Genomic DNA, 21,411 nt, shown 5'->3' with positions numbered 1-21,411 from the left:
GCCCGGTTTCATGGGCAGGACTAGGGTCGTCAGGCCTCGATCACCGCGATCGGCGCGCCATGGGCCAAGGTCTCGCCCTGCCTGGCCTTGTGCGTCAGTCGGCCCGCGCGGGGGGCTTCAATTCGCGTTTCCATCTTCATCGCCTCGATCACCGCGATGACCTGGCCTTCGGTGATCTGGGCCCCGTCCTCGGCCTGCCACAGGGACAGGATGCCGGCTACGGGGGCGGTGACGGCGCCCGGTTCGGGCGCGGTTTCAGCCTTTTCAGGCCCGCCCGACGGTGGGGCGGCGGACAGGATGCCCTGCGGCAGGGACAGGTTATGGCGCTTGCCGTCGATCTCGATGGACAGCCGCAGCATGGGGGTTTCGGGGGCGGGTGTCACACGGTCGGCAGGCGCGACGGCGGCCGCCAGCCGTTCGGCGAAATCGGTTTCGATCCAGCGACAGTGAACGCCGAAATCGCCATCCTCGGCCCGAAACTCGGGCGCCATGACGACCGCGCGATGGAAGGGCAGGACCGAGGCCACGCCCCCGATCCGGAATTCGTCCAGCGCGCGCACCGCACGGGCCAAGGCCTGCCGGCGATCCGCCCCCGTCACGATCAGCTTGGCCATCATGCTGTCAAAGCTGCCGGCGACCTGCCCGCCCTGTTCGACACCGCTGTCCAAGCGGATGCCGGGACCACCCGGCGGCTGCCACAGGTCGATGGGGCCGGGGGTCGGCAGAAAGCCGCGGCCCGGATCCTCGGCATTGATGCGGAACTCGATCGCATGGCCGCGGGGGGTGGGCACGCTGTCATCGGCAATCGCGGCACCCTGCGCCACGCGGATCATCGCGGCGACCAGGTCGATGCCGGTCGTTTCCTCGGTCACCGGATGTTCGACCTGCAATCGGGTGTTCACCTCAAGAAACGAGATCGTGCCATTGGCCGACAGCAGGAATTCGACGGTACCGGCACCGCTGTAACCCGCATAGGCGCAGATTGCTCGGGCGGAATCATGGATGCGGCCGCGCTGTTCGTCGGTCAGGAAAGGGGTGGGCGCTTCCTCGACCAGCTTCTGGTTGCGCCGTTGCAGCGAACAATCGCGGGTGCCCAGGACCTTGACCGTGCCGTGGCGGTCGCCCAAGACCTGCGCCTCGATATGGCGGGGGCGGTCCAGGAACTGCTCGATGAAGCATTCGCCGCGACCAAAGGCCGTCACGGCCTCGCGCACCGCGCTGTCGAACAGCTCTTCGACCTCGTCCAGATCCCACGCGACCTTCATGCCGCGACCGCCGCCGCCGAAGGCCGCCTTGATGGCGATGGGCAGCCCGTATTCGCGCGCAAAGGCCAGCGCATCCGCGCCGCTGTCCACCGGACCCGGACTGCCCGCAACCAGAGGCGCCCCGACCGCCTGCGCGATCTCGCGCGCACGGATCTTGTCGCCAAGTGCGTCGATGACATCTGGATCGGGCCCGACCCAGATCAGGCCCGCATCCTGCACGGCGCGGGCGAAATCAGCGTTTTCCGACAGGAAGCCATAGCCCGGATGGATCGCGTCGGCGCCCGCGCGTGCCGCGATCTTCAGGATCTTGCCTTGATCCAGATAGGTGTCGCCTGGTCGGAACCCGTCCAGCGCATAGGCGTGGTCGGCCATGCGCACGAAGGGTGCATCCCGGTCGGGATCGGCATAGACGGCGATGGTTTCGATCCCCATATCGCGGCAGGCGCGGATCACGCGCAGAGCGATTTCGCCGCGATTGGCGATCAGCAGGCGGTCGATGGGGCGCAGATCGGCGCTGTCATGGAACAGGGTCATGGTTGGCCTTCCGGGGTGATGGGGGCGAAGGGAGCGTCGGTGACGAAGCGGATGCGCGCGCCGGGCGGGATCTGACCGGCCAGATCCAGCGCCTGCGGCTGGACCGTGGCGATGACGGGATAGCCGCCGGTCAGCGGGTGATCGGCCAGAAACAGCACCGGCTGACCGGAATGCGGGATCTGGATGGCACCGGTGGCCGTGCCCTCGGACGGCAGTTCGTTGGCATCGCGGCTCAGCGCATCACCCGACAGCCGTATCCCCACGCGCGAGGATTGGGCCGTCACCTGCCAGTCCTGATCCAGGAACCGTGCGACCATCTCGGCGCTGAACCAATCCGTGCGCGGTCCAAGCGTCACGGGCAGTTCGACGACCTGATCGCCGGCGGGCAGGATGGGGGCGGGTTGCGGATCCGCCACCGCGCCGGCGGGACGTCCGGCAGGCGCGATGGCGTCGCCGGATGTCAGCGCGGGCGGGCCGACATGGGCCAGCGTGTCCGTCGCGGCGGACCCCAGAACCGGCGTCACATCGAACCCACCGCGCAGCGCCAGATAGCTGCGCATGCCGCGCGCGGGCGGATCGATCTGGACCTCATCGCCCGCATCCAGCGCAAAGGCTGCGCCCGGCGCAACGGTCGTGCGGCCCTGCGGATGGATCACCAACGCCTGCCCCGCGCCGGCCAAGGCCAAAGTCATGGCGCAATCGGCGCGCAGGCGGACAGGACCAAGGGTGATTTCCAGCGCCGGGTCGTTTGCAGGATTGCCCACCGCGCGGTTCGCGCGCCGCAGCGCCCCCAGATCCAACGCCCCCGAGGCCGAGACCCCCTGCCCCGCCTGCCCCATCCGCCCTGCATCCTGCACCAGAATCGGAAAGGCGGTCTGGACCACGGCCAAGCCGGTCTGGGTTGTCGCGGGCGCGGGTGTTGGCACGACATGAACTTTGGCAGCCCCTTCGACAAAGCGCGCCCGCACACCGGGACGCAGCAAGGCCGAAGGGTCGCGGGTCAGGTCGAACATCGGCAGCTCGGTCCGGCCGATCAACTGCCAGCCACCGGGCGTTTCCTGCGGATAAACGCCGCAGAACCGGCCCGCCAGCGCGACCGACCCTGCCGGGATGCGGGTGCGCGGCGCGGAACGGCGCGGCAGGTCAAAGCGGGCATCGTCGCAGGTCATATAGGCAAAACCGGGTGCAAAGCCGCAAAAGGCCACCTGCCACAGCACCTCCTGGTGGGCGGCGATGACCTGATCGGTGGTCAGGCCCATATGGTCGGCCACGTCACGCAGATCCTCGCCGTCATAGGTGACGGGGATTTCCACCGTCTCGGTGCTGCGCGGCGCAGGGACCGTGCCGGGGGCGGGCTGGCGATGGGCGATGGCCCCTGCCAACGTCGCATCAGCTGCCACCCCGGGACCCGTGGTGATCATCAGCGTGCGGGCTGCGGGGACGATCTCGGCCACGCCGGGAACGGGATCGGCCCGCAGCGCGTCGAACAGGGCCAGGGTCGCATCCAGATCGGCCAGCTCGACCAGCAGGCAGCGGGGGCCGACGGGCAGGAAACGCGCGGTCATGTCTGCCACCGCGTGTCGGGCGTGTCGGTGATGAACATGTGCCCCGGTGCATGGGTGATGGCAAAGGGCGGACGCGATGCCATGACCGCCGCCTGCGGCGTCACCCCGCAGGCCCAGAAGACCGGCACCTGTCCCGGTTCGATCGCCACCGGATCGCCGAAATCGGGCCGCGACAGATCGGTGATGCCCAGTGTGGCTGGGTCGCCTACATGCACCGGTGCCCCATGCACCGCAGGCATCCGCCCCGAGATCATCACGGCCTCGGACACGCGATCGGCCGGGATGGGTCGCATGGACACCACCATCCGCCCCGACAGCCGACCCGCGGGGCGGCATTCGCGGTCGGTCAGATACATCGGCACGTTGCAGCCCTGTTCGACATGGGCGACGGGAATGCCCGCCGCCAGCAGACCTGCCTCGAAGGTGAAGGAACAGCCGATCAGGAAGCTGACCAGATCGGGGTGTTCGGCCCACGCATCGGTCGCATCGGGCGTTTCCTGCGCCAGCACGCCGTCGCGCCAGATGCGATAGAGCGGAATGTCCCGGCGCAGATCGGCATCGGGGGCCAGTGCGGTCACATGGCTGCCGGGGTCGGTGACATCCAGAACCGGGCAGGGCTTGGGGTTGCGCTGCGCGAACAGCAGAAAATCCCAGGCCCAATCCCGCGGCAGAGATATCATGTTGCATTGGGTGAACCCGCGCGCCATTCCGGCGGTCGGGCGCGGGGGGCCGTTGCGGCAGATGGCCCGTGCCTCGGCCGGGGTCATGCGGCACCTGCGAAGGCTGCGATGGTCACGCCCTGCGCCAACAGCGCCTGACGGATCTGCGCCGCCATCTGCACCGCGCCCCGGCTGTCGCCATGCACGCAGATGCTGTCGGCCTGCAGATGCAGGTCCGACCCGTCCACGGCCTGGATGACCCCGGTGGTCGCCAGCTGAACCATGCGCGCGGCGACGGTTTCGGGATCATGCAGCACGGCGCCGGGCTGGCGGCGCGAGACCAGCGCCCCTTCGGGCGTATAGGCGCGGTCGGCAAAAGCCTCGGCCACGACGCGCAGACCGGCGGCGCGGGCGCGGTCCAGGATCGGCGCGCCGGCCAAGCCCATCAGCACCAGATCCGGGTCGATGGCGCGGATCGCCGCGATGACCGCGTCCCCCTGCCCCGCATCCTGCGCGATGGTGTTATAGAGCGCACCATGCGGCTTGACATAGGTGACGCGCGTGCCCGCCGCCCGCGCCAAGCCCTGCAGCGCGCCGATCTGATAGATCACATCGGCGCACAGCTCGACGGGGGCCACATCCATGTTGCGACGACCGAACCCCACGCGGTCGGGATAGGAGACATGCGCCCCCACCGCCACACCGCGCGCGGCGGCCTGTTCCAGCGTCGCCATCAGCCCTCGCGGATCGCCCGCGTGAAACCCGCAGGCCACGTTGGCCGAACTGACGATGTCCAGCATCGCGGCGTCATCGCCCATCTGCCAGGCGCCATAGCCTTCGCCAAGGTCGCTGTTCAGGTCGATCGTCGTCATGGTGTTCCCCCTTATTGGCCCAGGAAGGCAAAGATGCTGCTGACCGAAACCGCCCCCATGTACCAAGTCAACGCGCAGGTGATGGCGCTGGCCCACAGCAGGATGCGGTTGTAACGGTGCCCGCCCATCAGGTCGCTGCGTGCGAAGCCGATATAGGTAAAGATCGTCAGACCGATGGGCAGGATCAACCCGTTGAAGCCACCGACGAAGACCAGGATCGCCGCCGGTGCCGTCCCCATCGCGACATAGACTGCCAGCGAAAAGGCGATGAAGGCGACGGTGGCCAAGCTGCGCGCGCGTTCGGACCGAACGCCGAAGACGTCGAGAAAGCTGACCGAGGTATAGGCCGCCCCGATGACCGAGGTCAGCGCCGCCGCCCACAAGACGATGCCAAAGACGCGCATGCCCCATTCGCCCGCCGCGACCGAAAAGGCCTGTGCAGCCGGATTGGCCGCCTGGCCCGACAGGTCCAGCGTCACGCCGGATGCGACCACGCCCAGGATGGCCAGGAACAGGATGAAGCGCATGACGCCCGTCACCGCGATGCCGGTCAGGGCGGCGCGGGTCACGGCGGACAGGTTCTCGGGCCCGGTCAGGCCTTTGTCCAGCAGGCGATGCGCGCCGGAATAGGTGATATAGCCGCCGACCGTGCCGCCGACGATGGTGGTGATGGTGGCGAAATCGATGAAGTCCGGGAAGACCGCCTGACGCAGCGCCTCGCCGACGGGCGGGTTCGACACCAGCGCGACAAAGATCGTCAACACGATCATCACCAGCCCCAGCCCCACGATCATCCGGTCCAGCAGCAGGCCCGCGCGGTGCGACAGGAAGATGGCGATGGCCAGCACCGCCGACAGGGCGCCGCCGATCTTGGGGTCCAGCCCCAGCATCGCGTTCAGGCCAAGGCCCGCGCCCGCGATGTTGCCGACGTTGAAGGCCAGACCGCCGATGATGACCAGCACCGCAAGCAGGAAGCCCGCCCCGGGGATCGCCATGTTCGCCGTCTGCGAGGCCCGCCGCCCGGTCAGCGCGGTGATGCGCCAGATGTTCAGCTGGACCACGAAATCGATGATCACCGACACCAGGATCGCAAAGGCGAAGGCCGATCCCATGCGGGCCGTGAAGGTGGCGGTCTGGGTGATGAAACCCGGCCCGATGGCCGATGTCGCCATCAGGAAGATCGCGGCGATCAGGCCTCCGCGCAGGGCTGCAGTGTCGGGCCGTTCGGAAACGTGCATGGGCGGGATCCTCCCTGGATCTGATGTCTTGATTGCTCACAGGCTGCCCGCCGCACCCATGATCGGTCAACTTTTTTATGACGATATGCAGTGCTTTGTTGAACAATAAGTCCTCTTTCGCCGCATCATTGCCGATAAATCAGGCATTCCGTCCTCGGCTCTTGTTCATTGGGCGGCGATTCGATCAATCTGGGGCGCAAACAGGGACAGACCATGACAAGCCAGACAACCACTCCGGGATTGGCCGAGGAAACAGCCAGCCGACTGCGCGCCAGACTGGTATCGGGTAAGTTGCACCCCGGCGAGCGCCTGTCGGAGGCCCGGCTGGCAGCCGAGCTGGAGGTGTCGCGCAACACTCTGCGCGAGGTCTTTCGCCTGCTGACCCGCGAAGGGCTGCTGACCCATCTGCCCAATCGCGGCATGTCGGTGGCGGTGCCGTCGATGGGGACGATCCTGGACATCTATCGCATCCGCCGCCTGATCGAGATCCCGGCACTGGCCCAGGCCTGGCCCCGCCATGCCGCGGTAGGCCGGATGGCGCAGGCCGTGGCGGAGGCGCTGCAATGCCGCGACCGCGACGACTGGCTGGGCGTCGGCAGCGCGAACATGGCCTTTCACGCGGCAATCGTGGATCTGACCGACAGCCCCCGGCTGGCGGGGTTCTTTGCCCAGATCACCGCCGAACTGCGCCTGGCCTTCGGGTTGATGGACACGCCCGAATTGCTGCACGCCCCCTTCATCGAGGCCAACCGGCAGATCGTCGATCTGCTGCAACAGGGCCAGCCCCAGGCTGCCAGCGAACGGCTGGCGACCTATTTGGACCAGTCGGAACGGGTGGTCATGGCCGCTTTTGCGCGCATCGACGGACAATAGAACGCCCGCAGCCCTTTCAGGGGGCTGCGGGCGCGGGTTACGCATCCAGCAAGGGACAGGGGATCAGGCCAGGTTCAGCACGAAGAAGTCCTGATCGTTCAGATCGCTCAGCTGGTTGCCCGTCAGCGTGATGCTGTCTTCGTCGAACTGGATGACGACATCCGCACCCTGCTGGCGGACCGTTCCAAGGGCCTGCAGATCGGCCAGCGACTGGATGCCCAGACCGGTCAGGTCCAGCAGGTCGTCGCCGCCCAGGTCGAAATCCGCGATGCGATCCTGTCCAAAGCCCGCTTCGAAGAAGACGAAGGTGTCGTCCCCGGCGCCGCCAGTCAGCTTGTCATCGCCCATGCCACCGAAGACGATGTCATCGCCGGCTTCGGCACGGACGTTCTGGTCGCCATCGGCAGCCGTCCAGCGGGTCTGGGTCAGGACGCCGTCCTGGAAGCTGCGGGCGATCGAGGACCCGTCCGCATCCTCGATCAGCTGGCCGATCCGCTCTCCGCCCTCGAAGATGGCTGTCTTGGTGCGGCCGTCATCCAGCAGGACCTCGCGGCGCGACAGGTTGCCCTCGGCATCGAAGATATCGGTGCTGGTGGCGCGCGGCGTCAGGTCGGCGGCATCGGCGGTGGTGACGGTCAGCTTGGTCCCATCGGCGGCATAGCGGAGCGTCGTGATCGTGCCATCATCGCCGTCGATGACACGTTCGCGCAGCGTGCCGTTTCCGTCGAAGGTCCGGGTGATCTGCGACCAGTCCGCCGTCCCGGCCTGATCCATGCGCACCATCTGGGTGACGAAGTCCAGATTGGTGATGCCAAGATCCTGGTCGCGGCCCGTGTCGGCCTCGGCATAGGCCGTCTGCGCGGTGCCATGTTTGGCCGCCAGATATTCCGCGAAGGCATCCTGCTCGGTGCCGTTATCGGCGAAATCGGCCACCCCTTCGCGCAGCCCGTCGGAGGTGCCGTCATTGTCCAGATCGAACAGGTCCACCCGATCGGGATTGGCCAGATCGAAGGGATAACCGTCGCCATTCGGGATCAGGAAGTTCAGCGTCACGGTGCGGATCGCAAGATCGGGGTTGGCGACCAGATCGCCGTTGCGCACCAGCGCCAGGACCGAGGCGCCGTTTTCATCGACGATATCGGCCTGCGTCACGCGCTCCCCGGCAGGCAGGTCGGGATCGAAGCTGAAGCTGATGCCCGCGAATTGCCCGAAGGCGCCGCCCCCCGCCGAGGCTGCCGCATGTTCCAGAACCTGCAGCAGTTCGGCCGGGGACATGGTGACCAACGACAGCCCGTTGTTGAAGGCCAGCGCCGAAGCGATGTCGTTCTGCGAGATCGCACCCGCAGGCTTGATCACGTTGCCCTCGCCATCGATCAGTTCGCCATTGGGCAGGCGGATGGGCGCCGTGGCACCGGCGGGCACTACCGTTTCGCCGATCGAGGCGCGGATCCCGCCGCCATTCTTGATCGAGACCATGACGCTGCTGTCATAATCCCTGGCGTAATCCAGGTTGGCCATCGCGGTCAGGTTGCCCAGGTTGGTTTCCTGCGTGCGCACACCGTCCGGATCGGTCGCTATCGCGGTGCCCGTGCGGTTGCCGTTCAGGAAGACGTTGGAATAGCCGAAGACGTTGGACTGGGTGGCGACGATCTGATCCTCCAGCTGATCGACGATCGCCTGGATCTCGGGATCGACCAGATCCTCGGCGCCCAGATCGGCGACGCTCTGGTTGTCGGTCGCATAGGCACCCGACACTGCCGCGTCATAGCTTTCGGGAATGATATGCCCGTCAGCGTCGAAATCGACGACCAGCCGGCCGACATATTTATAGCTGCCATCGGTGTTCACGACTGCGATCGGGTTGCCATCGGCATCGGTGGTGAAGATCGGGTACCGGCCCTGCACGCTGTCGCCGTCGCGCGGGCGGTCATCCTCGTCCAGAAGGCGGGTGTTCGAACCGCCCGCCACGATGACATCGACGCCCGACAGGCGCGGCGCCAGCTGTTCCTCGATGCCCAGGACCTGCATGTGGGCCAGCAGGATGACTTTGTCCATGCCGGGATTGGCAGCCAGCAGGGCGTCGACCTCGGCCTGGATTTCAGCGGCCAAAGCGTCCAGCTGCTCGGGGGTCGGGTTGTTGTCGAACGCACCCGGCGCAATGCCCACCGACCCCGAGGACGCGATCCGCGCCAAGGTGGGCGTGGTGGCCCCGACGATGCCCACCAGTTCCGTCTGGCCGGTCTGTTCGCTGTCCATCGACATCACGACCGACGAGGTGATGGTGCCCGCCTGCGGCGCCTGACCGCCCGCGACCTCCAGCCCCGCAAGGTTGGGATCGGTCGAGAAATCCAGGTTCGCCGACAGATAGGGGAACATCGCGCCCGCAAAATCCGCGCCCAGAATGTCGCCCGGTGCATCGCCGCTGATCAGGCCCGCCAGGTTGGCGGTGCCGAAATCGAATTCATGATTGCCAAGCGACATGGCCTGCACGCCCAGTTCGTTCTGGATCTGGATGTCGCCGATGCCCTTGGACCCGAAAACCGCCTGCGATGCGTCATAGAAGGGCGAGCCAATGAAGGCATCGCCCGAGGACAGTGTCAGCGTGTTGTCGGCAATGCCGTCGCCGCCCAGATCCTGGCCGCGCAGCCCGTTCAGCACCGCCGACAGGTTCGGGGCGTCGGCCAGCGCGCCGGTCGATCCCTCCTGGTCCGAGAAATGCAGCAGTTCCAGCGTGAAGGTTTCCGAAACCGGGGCCTGCGTCTCCTCGACCCCATAGATGCCGATCGTCGCGGAACCCTCGTTCGTGACGATATACAGCGCCTCGCCGGTCGGGCTGTCCTCGGCGGGGATGAACAGCGTGCCTTCGGGGGCGGTATCGCCGGCCTGTCCGGCTGCGGTGACAAAGCTGACATTGGCGGTATCGGTGATGTCAAAGATCATCGTGGTGTTGGCGCGTTCCAGCCCGACGAAGGCATAGGTGCTGTCGCCGATCTGGCCGATGGTCACGCCTTCGGGTTCTGGCCCCTTGTTGTCCGACCGACCGTCATCCCACAGATCGGGATACTGTTCGGCCAGGATGCGTTCCAGCGCATCGCCGCTGTCAAAGACCATCCGGCCGTCCAGATCCAGGATCGAGAAGGACCGCCCGCCATAGGTCAGGATCTGGTCAATATCGCCATCGCCGTCGATGTCGCCGTCCAGCAGCGACGATCCCGACACGTTCAGACGACCCAGATTGCCGTCGGCCTGCAGGCTTTCAGCATCGGGGAATGCGGTCGGGTCAAGGACGACGTCCTGCAGGCGCGTGCTGTCGCCTTCGGGGACGAAATCGTCGCGGTCGTCGCCTTCATTGGCGATGACATAATAGTCGCGCCCATCCGCACCGGTATAGGAGGAGATCGCGTCCGGCATGAACTGCCCGATCACCGGATTGCCGGTCGTCAGGTTGATCCCGTCGTCACGGTCCGAGAAATCGGCCAGGAGCCCCGCGAAATCCTTGCCGCCAAGCGGCACGATGCGGTCGAAGCTGTTGGTGGTCAGGTCCAGGACCGCGACGGCATTCGCCTCTTGCAGGGTGACCATCGCGGTCAGCCCGTCGGCAGAAACGGCGATATATTCCGGTTCCAGATCGTCGGATACGCTTTGGCCGTCGAAAATCCGCACGCCGGCTTGGCGCAGGGCATTTTCCTGACCATCGAAGGCGGTGAAGTCGACCTGGGTGACGGTGCCCGTCGCAAGGTCGATAACGGAAACGCCACCCTTGGGGTTCGACAGCGACAGGTCGGTGGGCTCGCCTTCATTGGCGACCAGCAGCTTGGTGCCGTCGGGGGTGAAGGTCAGCATGTCGGGCAGCGCGCCGACGTCGAAGCTGGTGACTAGATTGCCGTCCAGATCCAGGATGACCACCTGCCCGGGATCGGTCTTGGGGTCGGCGGGCAGCGCCACCGCCACAAGGTTGCCGTTCGTCGCGACCGAGGTGATGTCGGTCGTCGCGAACCCGTAATCCGTCCCAGTGAAGTCGATGGACTTGGCCAGAACCGGGGCCACGGGGTCGGTGATGTCCACGATCTGCAGGCCTGAGGATGCGGTCACGTAAAGACGCCCGCCCGTATGGGCGGCGATCTCGGCCCCGGCCAGGTCGAAGGACCCCTTGTGATCCAGGGTCAGCGCGCCGGTGGGGGCGGTATCGCCTTCGAAGGTTGCGCCGTCATAGATTTCGGGCGTGACGGGGCTGTCATCCTGGTCGAAATCGATGCCCACCACGATCGGGTCGTGGTCCGAGGCGCGATAGGGCGTGTCGCCGTCAAAAATCGAAGGATCGCGACCGAAATCAAGGTTGTAATCCAGCGCGTCGGCTTCGTCCGAATTGATGTTCCATTCGATCGCATCGACGATGTGGTTGAACATCTCGAGCGAGGCCAGGGCATAGTCCAGCCCCCCCAGCATCGCGTCGAACAGGTAGGAATAGCCCAGTTCCACGAATTCGGCGGCCAGATCGACGAAGCCCGCCGTGTCTATCAGATAGGCCAGCGGATCTTCGGACGCATAGGAATTCAGGTCGCCCAGCAACAGCATGTTCGGCGTGTCGGACCCGGTCGGGTTCGTCCCCAGCCAGTCGTCCAGCGCCTGCGCGGCCAGCAGGCGCTGGTTGTTGAAGTTGCCCGCACCGTCGCCCGCATCGGCATCCGCGCCGTCGCCGGTGCCGCCCTTGGATTTGAAATGGTTGACCACGACGGTCATCTGGTCGCCGCCCGACAGCGTCTCGAAAGTGGTCGCCAGCGACGCGCGGCTGGTCGAGGGACCGTCGAAGATGCTGCCCGTGCTGCTCTGCGCCAGCAGCGCCGGATCGACCTGCGCGTCGGTCAGGAAGGCGGGCGCGGTGCCCGGTGCCACCTGCACCATGTCGGCGCGATAGATCAGGCCGCCGGCGATGGCGTCGTCGCCCACGAATTCGCTGCCCGGATCGACCCAGGCCCAGATCTGTGCGCCAGCGCTTTCGTTCAGCGATGCGACGATGGCCGCGATGGGCAGGCCCCGGTCGCCCTGCGCGCCGTTCGCCCCCGGGGCCATGCCGGGGTCAAGGAAATCGTTTTCCAGTTCGACCAGCCCGATGACATGGGCGCCCGTGCCCTCGATGGCGGTGGTCAGCTTGTCCAGCTGGCGGTCGTATTCCTCGACGCTGTCGGCGCCGCGACCCTGCTGGTCAAGACCCGGCCCCACGCCTTCGTTGCCCGACCCATCGATCGAGGTGAAGAAGTTCAGCACGTTCATGCTGGCGATCTTGATGTCGCCTGCCACCTCGGCGATGGCGTCGGGACGGGGGTTCGTGTCCTCGAACGTGTTCTGCCCGTCCTGCGTCGCCCGGATGCGCCAGGTCGCCCCCGAGGTTGCGCTGCCCGCCCATTGGTAATCCAGAACGCCCGTCAGGTTCGTGACCGTGTCACCCATCGAGGGTGCGGTCGCGTCGGAATATCCCTGGAACCCGTCCAGATTGCCGATCGGCTGGTTCTGCTGGTTCAGACCGTCATCATAGACGACCTGACGGCTGCCGACCTCCTGCAGATAGGCGTCGTTCCCGGCGGCATCGGGGGTATTGAACTGGCTGTAGGTGAAGGGGCGTTCGCCGGTGATGGTCGTATCGCCCGGGCCGGTCTGCTCAAAGCCGTTGGTGTCGAACAGCGTGATCTCGTTGAAGCGGTCCAGCTGGAACTGTTCGGTGATGGTCAGCGTGTCGGGCACGGTGACCAACATCCCCTCATGCGCCTCCAGATCGGCCTGATAGCCACCCGACTGATCGCGCGAGACATCGCCGCCCAGTTGCAGCACCGCCGCCGTCGGCATCGGGTTGCCCTGCGACAGGACCTGCACGTCGGTGACGCTGCCGATCTGGGTCTGGCCGAAATATTCGCCGACCGTGCCGGTGACGCGCACGCGGTCACCGATCTGAACATCGGTGCCAAAGCCGCCGTCGAAGACGAAGATCCCTTCGGACGTCCCCGCATCGCCGTCGGCATCCGCATCCTGTTCCTGCAGATAGAAACCGCCCAAGCTGCGCCCCTGGTCGCCGTCGCCATCTTGGAAATCACCCACGACGATGGCATCGACGGTCACGACCTGCCCGACCAGCGGGCTGGCATCTTGGTTGTCATATGCGCCAGCCGGGTTCGCGCCCTGTGTTTCGGCATTCCCTTGGATGGTGGAAATCAACGTGACCTCGTCATTCAGGATCGTACCTAGGGCGGTGGCCTGGGTGATCGACAGGGTGCCGGTGGGGTCGGTCAGGGTGACGCTGAAGGTTTCGGGCAATTCGGGATCGGTATCGCCGGTGATGGCGATCTGGATGGTGGCGCTGGTCTGGCCATCGGCGAAATCGACCGTGCCCGACGCGGCGGCATAGTCACTGCCTGCGGTGGCGGTGCCGTCCGCGGTCGCGAAATCAAGGCTGGCGGCGCCCGCGCCGTCGCTGCGGGTGACGGTGAAGACCATCTGGGCGATGCCGTCGTCACCCTCGGCAATCTGCACGTCTGCAATGGCATAGGTGGTGACGGAGGGACCCGACACGAAATCCTGCCCCGCATTGGCCGCACCGGGGGTCGCATCCGCCGAGGCCGCCCAGGTGAAATCGCTTGCCTGCGAACCCGACCCGGTCAGCTGCAGCGACATGCCGATGCCCGTGCCGCCATCCTCGGCCACGCCCACATCGACCGAGGTCATGCCCATCGCGGGGCCGTCCACCGCCGTCATGATGCCTTCATATCCCAGGAACTGCACGACCGCGCCCGCGCCATCGACCAGCGCAATGGCATCGGGCGATCCGTTCTGGATGCCCGGCGCTGCGACCGTCAGCGTGCCATAACCCTGCCCCATATCCGACAGCACGCCCGACAGCGGCAGCGTGCCATACATCGCGCCGTTGTTGCCGTTATAGAGAGCGACGCTCCACCCCGTCAGGTCGGTGCCCGCGGGTCCTGCGATCTCGATGAACTCTCCCTCGTCGGCGCCGGCATTGTCATAGTGGAATTCGTTGATGAAGATCGCGGTCATCGGAGAGCCTTACTGTGATGGGGCAGGCATGCCGCAGGACGCCTGATCGCAGGGCCCCGCAGACATCAGCGGAAAGACGATGGCACTGGCCGGGCCAGCTTTTGCCAACATGGTTAACGAAGTTTCGTAACGGCATTTTGACGAAAAAATGTCCGAAGGATGGTCAACTGCCCGTTGTGTCGGCAAGTCTCTTGTCGCGTGGGCGGTGGGACATGACGGCGACCGGCAGACCCACCGCGCCAAGATGCGGCGACGTCGATAGCACGGTCCCCGGGTTCGGTCGGATGCTTGCGGTTGCACGCGCCTTGTGGCGATGTCAGGGTTTTCGCAGCACCGTGACCGCGCATGCCGTTCCACAAGACGGTTGCCTGCATGTCCAGTTTGGTCACATTGGAACGAACCGAAGCGGACCCTTCGTGTCCTCGGACAGGGATAACATGATGACCATACCCCATCGACCGCTGGCCGGCGCCTGCCTTGCCATCATTCTGTCGGCCACCGCGCCCGCCAGGGCGCAGGACGCGGATGCGGTGACATTCGCCCAATCGGTCGAACCTCAGGGTCTGGACCCGACGGTTTCATCGCCGGTGGCGGCGGGGCAGGTCACTTGGCAGAACGTCTTCGAGGGGCTGGTCGCCATGGACCGTGACGGCCGGATCGTGCCGCAACTGGCCACGGAATGGGCCATCGCGGATGACGGGCTGACCTATACCTTCACGCTGCGCGACGGCGTCATCTTCCAGAACGGCAAGGCCTTCGACAGCGCCACCGCGAAATTCACCATCGAGCGCATCCTGTCCGAAACCTCGACCAACGGCCAGAAGGCCAATTACACCGCCATCGCCGATGTGCAGGCCCCCGATCCGGCGACGTTGATCCTGACGCTGTCGGAACGCAATGCCGACCTGCTTTATTGGCTGGGCCATCCGGCCGCCGTCATGGTCGAACCCTCCAGCGCCGAAACGAACGGAACCGCCCCCGTCGGCACCGGTCCCTTCAAGGTCGATGAATGGCGCAAGGGCGACCGGGTCATCATGTCGGCATGGGACGGTTACTGGGGCGAAGCACCGGCGATATCGCGGGTGACGGCCCGTTTCATCGGAGATGCGCAGGCGCAGGCGGCGGCCCTGCAATCGGGGCAGGTGGACATCGTCGGCGACCTCAGCGCGCCCGAACTCTTCGACCAGTTCACGACCGACCCCGCCTTCACCGCCGTCGCGGGCGCCGGAGAGATGGAGGTGGTGGCCGGCATGAACAACGACCGCCCCCCCTTTGACGATCCGCGCGTCCGTCAGGCGTTGATGATGGCCATCGACCGGCCCGACTTGGTCCAGGTCGTCAGCGCCGGCCAGGGCACGCCGATCGGGTCGCATTTTTCGCCCGCCAACCCGTTCTACCAAGACCTGACCGCGCTGTTTCCCTATGACCCCGAAAAGGCCAAGGCGCTGCTGGCCGAGGCGGGGCATGCCGAGGGCTTCAGCTTTGATTTCAAGGTGCCAAACCGCGACTATGCCCAACGCTCGGCCGAGATCCTGCAGGCCTTCTTTGCGCAGGTGGGCGTGACGGCCAATATCCAGACCTCGGATTTTCCGGCCGCCTGGATCCAGGACGTGTTCACGGACAGGAATTACGACATGACCATCATCGGCCATGCCGAGCCGCTGGATATCGGCATCTATGCCCGCGATCCCTATTACTTCAACTATGACAGCCCCGCCTTCCGCGACCAGATGGCCACCATCGCCGCCGCCACCTCTGAGGAAGAGCGGGCGGCGGGCTATCAGGCCGCGCAGGACATGCTGGCCCGCGATCTGCCCGCGCTGTTCCTGTTTTCCTATCCCAAGCTGGGCGTCTGGAAGGCGGGCCTGGAGGGTGTCTGGGAAAACGGGCCGGTGCCCGCCAATGACATGACCGATATCCGCTGGTCCCAGTGATCCGCCGATGACCCCGTCCCCTTCCCGCATCCGCCGGCTGGCGGGGGCCGCGCTGATGCTGCTGGTCACCTCGCTGGTGATCTTCCTGCTGATCGAGGCCGCGCCTGGCGATCCGGCCGAGATCATGCTGGGCACCTCGGCGCAGGCGGATACGCTGGCCGCCCTGCGCGACCAGCTGGGCCTGGATCGCCCACTGATGGTGCGATACCTGGCCTGGCTGGGCGGCGTGGTCACCGGGAATATGGGACAGTCCTATACCTATGGCGTGCCGGTCGCGGGGCTGATCGCGGAACGCATGCTGGTCACGCTGCCGCTGACGCTGATGGCGACGCTGCTGGCGGTGGGCGTGTCGGTTCCGCTTGGGGTGATGGCGGCGGCGCGTCAGGGCCGGGCGGGCGACGGGCTGGCCACGGTCTTTGCCCAGATGGGGATCGCGGTGCCGAATTTCTGGATCGGTCTGCTGCTGATCCTGGTCTTCGCGCTGAAGCTGGGCTGGTTTCCGGTGGGCGGGTTTCCGGGCTGGGGCGACGCGGGTTGGGGCGACGCGGGTTGGGGGGCGATATCGGCGCTGATCCTGCCCGCCGTGGCGCTGGCCATCCCGCAGGCGGCGGTCCTGACCCGCGTCACCCGCGCCGCGGTCCTTGATGTCGCGGCCGAGGATTTCATCCGCACCGCCCGCGCCAAGGGCCTGTCGCGCCACCGCGCGCTGTGGCGTCACACGGTGCCCAATGCCCTGCTGCCGGTGGTGACGATGCTGGGCCTGCAGATCCCCTTCCTGATTTCCGGCGCGGTGCTGGTGGAAAACGTCTTCAGCCTGCCGGGCATCGGCACGCTGGCCTATCAGGCCCTCTCGCAACGCGACCTGATCGTGGTTCAGAATGTCGTGCTGCTGTTCGCGGCGATCGTCCTGGCGGTCAATGCCGGGACCGACGCGCTTTATGCCCGGCTGGACCCCCGGCTGAAGGCGCGCCAGTGATGCGCCTGCCGAAATCGCTGATCCTGGGCGCGGCGATCACCGCCATCATGGTGGGGGCGGCGGTGCTGAGCCGCGTCTGGACGCCCGCCGACCCCACGGCGATGAACATCGTGGCCCGCCTGCAGGCCCCGGATGCGGCGCATTGGTTCGGGACCGACCCGATCGGCCGCGACGTCCTGTCGATCATCATGGCGGGGGCCTGGACGTCGCTTGGCATCGCGATGCTGGCAACGGCCATCGGCGGCGCGGCGGGCACGCTGCTGGGGGTGACGGCGGCGGCCAGGGGCGGGCGGGCGGAACGGCTGGTCATGGGTTTCAACGGCGTGCTGTTCGCCTTTCCGCCGATCCTGTCGGCGATCCTTCTGGGGGCGCTGATGGGACCGGGCGCGGTGACCGCGATCACCGCGATCGGGGTCTTCATGGTGCCGGTCTTTGCCCGCATCAGCCGCGCCGCCGCGATCCAGATCTGGGCGCGCGATTATATCAGCGCCGCCCGCATGGCCGGCAAGAACGACATACGCATCACGGCGGAACATGTGCTGCCGAACATCCTGCCGCAGATCATCGTGCAGCTGGCCATCCAGACCGGTCTTGCCATCCTGTCCGAGGCGGGCCTGTCCTTCCTGGGCATGGGTGTGTCGCCCCCCACCCCCAGCTGGGGCCGGATGCTGTCGGAAAGCCAGACCTATCTGGCCGCGGCGCCGCATCTGGTGCTGGCGCCGGGGCTGGCCATTGCGGTCACGGTGCTGGGGCTGAACCTTTTGGGTGACGGGCTGCGCGACCTGACCGATCCGCGACGGGGGCAGGCCGGATGATGCTGAGTATCCGCAATCTGCGCGTAACCTTCGGCGAAAGGCCGGCGCTGAACGGCATCGACCTGTCGCTGGCACGCGGCCGGACGCTTGGGGTCGTGGGCGAATCCGGGTCGGGGAAATCCGTGATGGCCTTGGCCGTGATGGGCCTGCTGCCCCGGACCGCCCGCGCCACGGGGCGCATCGGCTTTGACGGGCGCGACATCCTGACCATGCCCGAACGCGACCTGTGCGCGCTGCGCGGCAACCGGATCGGGATGATCTTTCAGGAACCGATGACCGCTTTGAACCCCGCGATGCGGATCGGGGCGCAGATCGCCGAAGGGCTGATCCTGCACCAGGGACTGTCGCGCCGCGACGCCCGCGCCAAGGTGATGCATCTGCTGGACATGGTCCGCATCCCGCGCGCCGCCGAACGCATCGACAGTTTCCCGCATGAACTGTCAGGCGGGCAACGCCAGCGCGTGGGGATCGCCATTGCGCTGGCGCTGACGCCCGACCTGCTGATCGCGGATGAACCCACCACGGCGCTGGATGTCACCGTCCAGGCCCAGATTTTGGACATTCTGGACGATCTGGTTGCCGAACTTGGTATCGCGCTGATGCTGATCTCGCATGATCTGGGGGTGATCGCGCGGATCGCGGATGACACGCTGGTCCTGTATCGCGGGACGCTGATCGAACAGGGCCCGACCGAACGCGTCCTGCGCCGCCCCGGTCACGACTATACCCGCACGTTGCTGGACGCGCTGCCCCCACGCGTCCGTGCCACGCTGAGGGACGCCCCATGACGCAGCCCTTGTTGCAGGTCAGCCGCCTGTCGCGGCATTTCCCTTTGGGTCAGGGCATGGTCAGGGCGCTGGACGACGTGTCGCTGACCCTGATGCCGGAGCAGATCCTGGGGGTGGTGGGGGAATCGGGGTCGGGAAAATCGACGCTTGCGCGGATTGTCATGGGGCTGGACCGCCCGACATCGGGCAGCGTGCGGATCGCGGGGCGGGATATCTTCGCCCTGTCGCCGCGGCACCTGCGTCAGGCGCGGCGGGATTTTCAGATGGTGTTCCAGGACCCCTATGGCTCGCTGGACCCGCGCCACCGCGTGGGCCGCATCATCGCCGAGCCTTTGCATCTGGACACCACCGCCCCCAAGGGCCGCGACCGACGCGACCTGGTCGGCCGATTGCTGCGGGACGTGGGTCTGGACGCGGCCGATCAGGACCGCTTTCCGCATGAATTCAGCGGCGGACAGCGCCAGCGCATTGCCATCGCCCGCGCCCTGATCACCAAGCCGCGCCTGCTGGTCGCGGACGAGGCGACCTCGGCGCTGGACCTGACAGTGCAGAAACAGATCCTGCGGCTAATCCTGGACCTGCGCGACGAACATGGCATCGGGGTCCTGTTCATCACCCACAATCTGGGCGTCGTGGACCAGATCTGCGACAGCGTCGCGGTCATGAAAGACGGTCGCATCGTGGAAAGCGGGCCGATGCGCCAGGTCATGGACCACCCCGCCGAACCCTATACCCGCCGCCTGCTGGAGGCCGAGCCGCGCCTGGACGTGATCGGGCGCAAGGTACGCCCCAAGCCATCGTGAACTCCGTCAACCCGGAAAGGTCAGTCCCATGCCCCTATTCACCAGGCAATCCGACATGCTGGACCGCCCCGCCCGCAGCATCCTGACCGATTTCCGCAACCGCAGCCTGTCGCCGGTCGATTATATGACGGCCCTGATCGCGCGGGTCGAGGCGTCGGAGCAGAAGGTGGGCGCGCTGTACCTGTTCCGCCCCGAACGCGCCCTGCAACAGGCACGGGCGGCGCAGGAGCGCTATGCCAAGGGCGCGCCGATGGGGCCGCTGGACGGGATGCCCGTGACGGTCAAGGAACTGATTGCTACCAAGGGCGACCCGGTGCCCATGGGAACCGCCGCCATCGACCTGGTTCCCGCCCCCGAAAACGCCCCCACCGCCGCCCGCCTGCACGAGGACGGCGCCATCATCTTTGCCAAGACGACCTGCCCCGATTACGGCATGCTGTCTTCGGGCCTGTCGTCCTTTCACCCTCTGACGCGTAACCCCTGGGACCTTTCGCAGAACCCCGGCGGGTCCAGCGCCGGGGCGGCGGCGGCCGGGGCCGCGGGCTATGGACCGCTGCATGTGGGCACCGATATCGGCGGATCGGTCCGCCTGCCGGCAGGGTGGACAGGGCTGTTCGGGTTCAAACCGACGCAGGGGCGGGTGCCGATCGATCCTTACTATACCGGGCGCTGCGCCGGACCGATGACGCCCACCGTCGATGATGCGGCGCTGCTGATGCACACGATCACCCGCCCCGACTGGCGCGATGCGACGGCCCTGCCCTATCAGGCGCTGGACTGGGATGTCCCGCCCGCGGACATTCGCGGAATGCGCATCGGGCTGATGCTGGATGCGGGCTGCGGCAATGCACCCGATCCGCAGGTCGTCCAAGCCGTCAGCCGCGCCGCCAGCCTGTTCCAGGATCACGGCGCGACGGTCATCCCGATCGCCCCGGTGCTGACCCGGCAGATGCTGGACGGGTTGGACCATGCCTGGCGTGCGCGGTTCTGGTCGATGATCGAGGCTTTGCCAGAGGACAGGCGCGCGGTGATCCTACCCTATATCCATGATTGGGCGGCAAAAGGGGCGCTGGCGACGCCCCAGCAGGTAGCCCGAGGCTTTGACCAGATCTTTGCGATGCGGCGCGCCACGGCGCAGGCCTTTCAACAGGTCGATGCGATCCTGTCGCCGGTCAACCCCGACATTTCCTATCCGGCGGATCAGGCCTCACCGACGAACGATCCCGCGCGACCCTTTGAACATATCTGTTTTACCGTGCCGTGGAACATGGGCGAACAGCCTGCCTGTTCGATCCATTGCGGCCTGTCGACGACCGGGATTCCCATCGGGCTTCAGATCGTCGCGCCTCGGTTCCACGACCTGAGGGTGATGGCCCTTGCCCGCGCCTTCGAGGCATGGCGCGGTCCCGTCACGGGCTGGCCGCGCCATGACGGTCATGCCACGACAGAGAGCGATCCGTCGGTTTCCAGAACCACCGCCTGAACCCAAGCCTCGTCGTCATGGCCCGCCTGGCGCAGGGCGGACCGGACCTCCTCGGGGGATATGCGTTGACGGCGCATGGTTGCCTCGAGGTATTGGCCGCGATGGACCAGCAGAGAGGGTTCCGACTTGATCAGGTCGCGGAAGCGCTGCGACCGAACCGAGACCACTGTGATCAGGTATTGCATGCAGATCAGCAGCGCCAAGGCCACCATTCCCTCGGCCAAGGCGACGCTGTCACTGAGAAGGACTGTCGCCAAGGTGGACCCCAAGGCCACCGTCACTACCAGGTCGAAGGCGTTCATCTTGCTGAGGGTGCGTTTGCCCGACACGCGCAGCATCACTACCAGCCCGACATAGGCGAAGATGCCCACGATCAGCACGCGCCAAAGCCCGGACCAGTTGTCAAAGAATATCGGATCGCTCATGCCGGGGTCCTTTCCCGCAATGGTCGCTACCCGACCCAACCGACACCAGCGCCCATCGTTCCGTGCGCCAACCCGCCCATCGCGACCTATTGGCGCAAGGTCGGGATCGTCGGGCCTTGCGCGCTTGGCCGCAGGGG

14 protein-coding genes are annotated in these 21,411 nt (G+C 66.5%); 7 read left to right on the top strand and 7 right to left on the bottom strand.

Annotated elements, in window-relative coordinates; all coding sequences use genetic code 11:
- Positions 1–29: 29 nt before the first annotated feature.
- The 5 genes from DKT70_RS10945 to DKT70_RS10925 are packed head-to-tail and all read right to left on the bottom strand — an operon-like array spanning position 30 to position 6,133.
- Positions 30–1,799 carry an acetyl/propionyl/methylcrotonyl-CoA carboxylase subunit alpha gene (locus DKT70_RS10945; protein WP_233490534.1) on the bottom strand — a complete coding sequence of 590 codons (1,770 nt, stop codon included), beginning with the start codon at positions 1,797–1,799 and terminating at the stop codon, positions 30–32.
- Positions 1,796–3,364 carry a 5-oxoprolinase subunit B/C family protein gene (locus DKT70_RS10940; RefSeq protein WP_111559168.1) on the bottom strand — a complete coding sequence of 523 codons (1,569 nt, stop codon included), beginning with the start codon at positions 3,362–3,364 and terminating at the stop codon, positions 1,796–1,798. The genes DKT70_RS10945 and DKT70_RS10940 overlap by 4 nt, the downstream gene beginning before the upstream one ends.
- Entirely contained in the window at positions 3,361–4,131 is a 771-nt protein-coding gene (locus DKT70_RS10935) for a putative hydro-lyase (protein WP_111559167.1), read from the bottom strand. Before DKT70_RS10935 ends, DKT70_RS10940 begins: the two co-directional genes overlap by 4 nt.
- Positions 4,128–4,895 carry a LamB/YcsF family protein gene (locus DKT70_RS10930; RefSeq protein WP_111559166.1) on the bottom strand — a complete coding sequence of 256 codons (768 nt, stop codon included), beginning with the start codon at positions 4,893–4,895 and terminating at the stop codon, positions 4,128–4,130. The genes DKT70_RS10935 and DKT70_RS10930 overlap by 4 nt, the downstream gene beginning before the upstream one ends.
- Before the next feature lie 11 nt (positions 4,896–4,906).
- Entirely contained in the window at positions 4,907–6,133 is a 1,227-nt protein-coding gene (locus DKT70_RS10925; protein ID WP_111559165.1) for an NRAMP family divalent metal transporter, read from the bottom strand.
- Between the two features lie 213 nt (positions 6,134–6,346).
- Between DKT70_RS10925 and DKT70_RS10920 the strand changes: the two genes are divergently transcribed.
- Positions 6,347–7,006, top strand: coding sequence for a GntR family transcriptional regulator (locus DKT70_RS10920; RefSeq protein ID WP_111559228.1), 660 nt, complete (start codon positions 6,347–6,349; stop codon positions 7,004–7,006).
- A gap of 63 nt (positions 7,007–7,069) precedes the next feature.
- Here DKT70_RS10920 and DKT70_RS10915 read toward each other — a convergent pair whose 3' ends face one another.
- Positions 7,070–14,050 (bottom strand): ExeM/NucH family extracellular endonuclease, encoded by a 6,981-nt coding sequence (locus DKT70_RS10915; RefSeq protein ID WP_111559164.1) that lies wholly within the window; start codon positions 14,048–14,050, stop codon positions 7,070–7,072.
- 440 nt (positions 14,051–14,490) lie between these two features.
- Between DKT70_RS10915 and DKT70_RS10910 the strand changes: the two genes are divergently transcribed.
- From DKT70_RS10910 to DKT70_RS10885, 6 genes are read left to right on the top strand one after another with little or no spacing between them, the layout of a single operon-like run.
- Positions 14,491–15,984 (top strand): ABC transporter substrate-binding protein, encoded by a 1,494-nt coding sequence (locus tag DKT70_RS10910; protein WP_111559227.1) that lies wholly within the window; start codon positions 14,491–14,493, stop codon positions 15,982–15,984.
- A gap of 7 nt (positions 15,985–15,991) precedes the next feature.
- Complete coding sequence (locus DKT70_RS10905; protein ID WP_233490533.1) at positions 15,992–16,960, top strand: ABC transporter permease; 969 nt, start codon at positions 15,992–15,994, stop codon at positions 16,958–16,960.
- Positions 16,961–16,965: 5 nt separating this feature from the next.
- The gene (locus DKT70_RS10900) at positions 16,966–17,775 is read left to right on the top strand and encodes an ABC transporter permease (RefSeq protein ID WP_199559574.1); all 810 of its coding nucleotides are present in this window, start codon (positions 16,966–16,968) and stop codon (positions 17,773–17,775) included.
- A complete protein-coding gene (locus DKT70_RS18380; RefSeq protein ID WP_111559162.1) occupies positions 17,772–18,563 on the top strand; it encodes an ATP-binding cassette domain-containing protein in 792 nt (263 codons plus the stop codon). The genes DKT70_RS10900 and DKT70_RS18380 overlap by 4 nt, the downstream gene beginning before the upstream one ends.
- Positions 18,560–19,366 carry an ATP-binding cassette domain-containing protein gene (locus tag DKT70_RS18375; RefSeq protein WP_111559161.1) on the top strand — a complete coding sequence of 269 codons (807 nt, stop codon included), beginning with the start codon at positions 18,560–18,562 and terminating at the stop codon, positions 19,364–19,366. Before DKT70_RS18380 ends, DKT70_RS18375 begins: the two co-directional genes overlap by 4 nt.
- Positions 19,367–19,394: 28 nt before the next feature.
- Entirely contained in the window at positions 19,395–20,849 is a 1,455-nt protein-coding gene (locus DKT70_RS10885) for an amidase (RefSeq protein ID WP_111559160.1), read from the top strand.
- On the opposite strand, the gene DKT70_RS10880 is transcribed toward DKT70_RS10885, so the two are convergent.
- The gene (locus DKT70_RS10880) at positions 20,801–21,274 is read right to left on the bottom strand and encodes a DUF421 domain-containing protein (RefSeq protein ID WP_111559159.1); all 474 of its coding nucleotides are present in this window, start codon (positions 21,272–21,274) and stop codon (positions 20,801–20,803) included. The genes DKT70_RS10885 and DKT70_RS10880 overlap by 49 nt on opposite strands.
- Between the last annotated feature and the right edge of the window lie 137 nt (positions 21,275–21,411).

Origin of the sequence: Paracoccus sediminilitoris (assembly GCF_003259195.1) — a bacterium.
In the GTDB taxonomy this organism is placed as follows: Bacteria; Pseudomonadota; Alphaproteobacteria; order Rhodobacterales; family Rhodobacteraceae; genus Paracoccus; species Paracoccus sediminilitoris.
This window is presented reverse-complemented; position numbering and strand designations above follow the sequence as displayed.

What these genes read in the sequence shown, in the direction of transcription:
- DKT70_RS10920 (WP_111559228.1), top strand. Translation starts at nt 6,347, where the DNA reads ATGACAAGCCAGACAACCACTCCGGGATTGGCCGAGGAAACAGCCAGC.
- DKT70_RS10945 (WP_233490534.1), bottom strand. Translation starts at nt 1,799, where the DNA reads ATGACCCTGTTCCATGACAGCGCCGATCTGCGCCCCATCGACCGCCTG.
- DKT70_RS10925 (WP_111559165.1), bottom strand. Translation starts at nt 6,133, where the DNA reads ATGCACGTTTCCGAACGGCCCGACACTGCAGCCCTGCGCGGAGGCCTG.
- DKT70_RS10905 (WP_233490533.1), top strand. Translation starts at nt 15,992, where the DNA reads ATGACCCCGTCCCCTTCCCGCATCCGCCGGCTGGCGGGGGCCGCGCTG.
- DKT70_RS10910 (WP_111559227.1), top strand. Translation starts at nt 14,491, where the DNA reads ATGACCATACCCCATCGACCGCTGGCCGGCGCCTGCCTTGCCATCATT.
- DKT70_RS18375 (WP_111559161.1), top strand. Translation starts at nt 18,560, where the DNA reads ATGACGCAGCCCTTGTTGCAGGTCAGCCGCCTGTCGCGGCATTTCCCT.
- DKT70_RS10940 (WP_111559168.1), bottom strand. Translation starts at nt 3,364, where the DNA reads ATGACCGCGCGTTTCCTGCCCGTCGGCCCCCGCTGCCTGCTGGTCGAG.
- DKT70_RS10935 (WP_111559167.1), bottom strand. Translation starts at nt 4,131, where the DNA reads ATGACCCCGGCCGAGGCACGGGCCATCTGCCGCAACGGCCCCCCGCGC.
- DKT70_RS18380 (WP_111559162.1), top strand. Translation starts at nt 17,772, where the DNA reads ATGATGCTGAGTATCCGCAATCTGCGCGTAACCTTCGGCGAAAGGCCG.
- DKT70_RS10915 (WP_111559164.1), bottom strand. Translation starts at nt 14,050, where the DNA reads ATGACCGCGATCTTCATCAACGAATTCCACTATGACAATGCCGGCGCC.
- DKT70_RS10880 (WP_111559159.1), bottom strand. Translation starts at nt 21,274, where the DNA reads ATGAGCGATCCGATATTCTTTGACAACTGGTCCGGGCTTTGGCGCGTG.
- DKT70_RS10930 (WP_111559166.1), bottom strand. Translation starts at nt 4,895, where the DNA reads ATGACGACGATCGACCTGAACAGCGACCTTGGCGAAGGCTATGGCGCC.
- DKT70_RS10885 (WP_111559160.1), top strand. Translation starts at nt 19,395, where the DNA reads ATGCCCCTATTCACCAGGCAATCCGACATGCTGGACCGCCCCGCCCGC.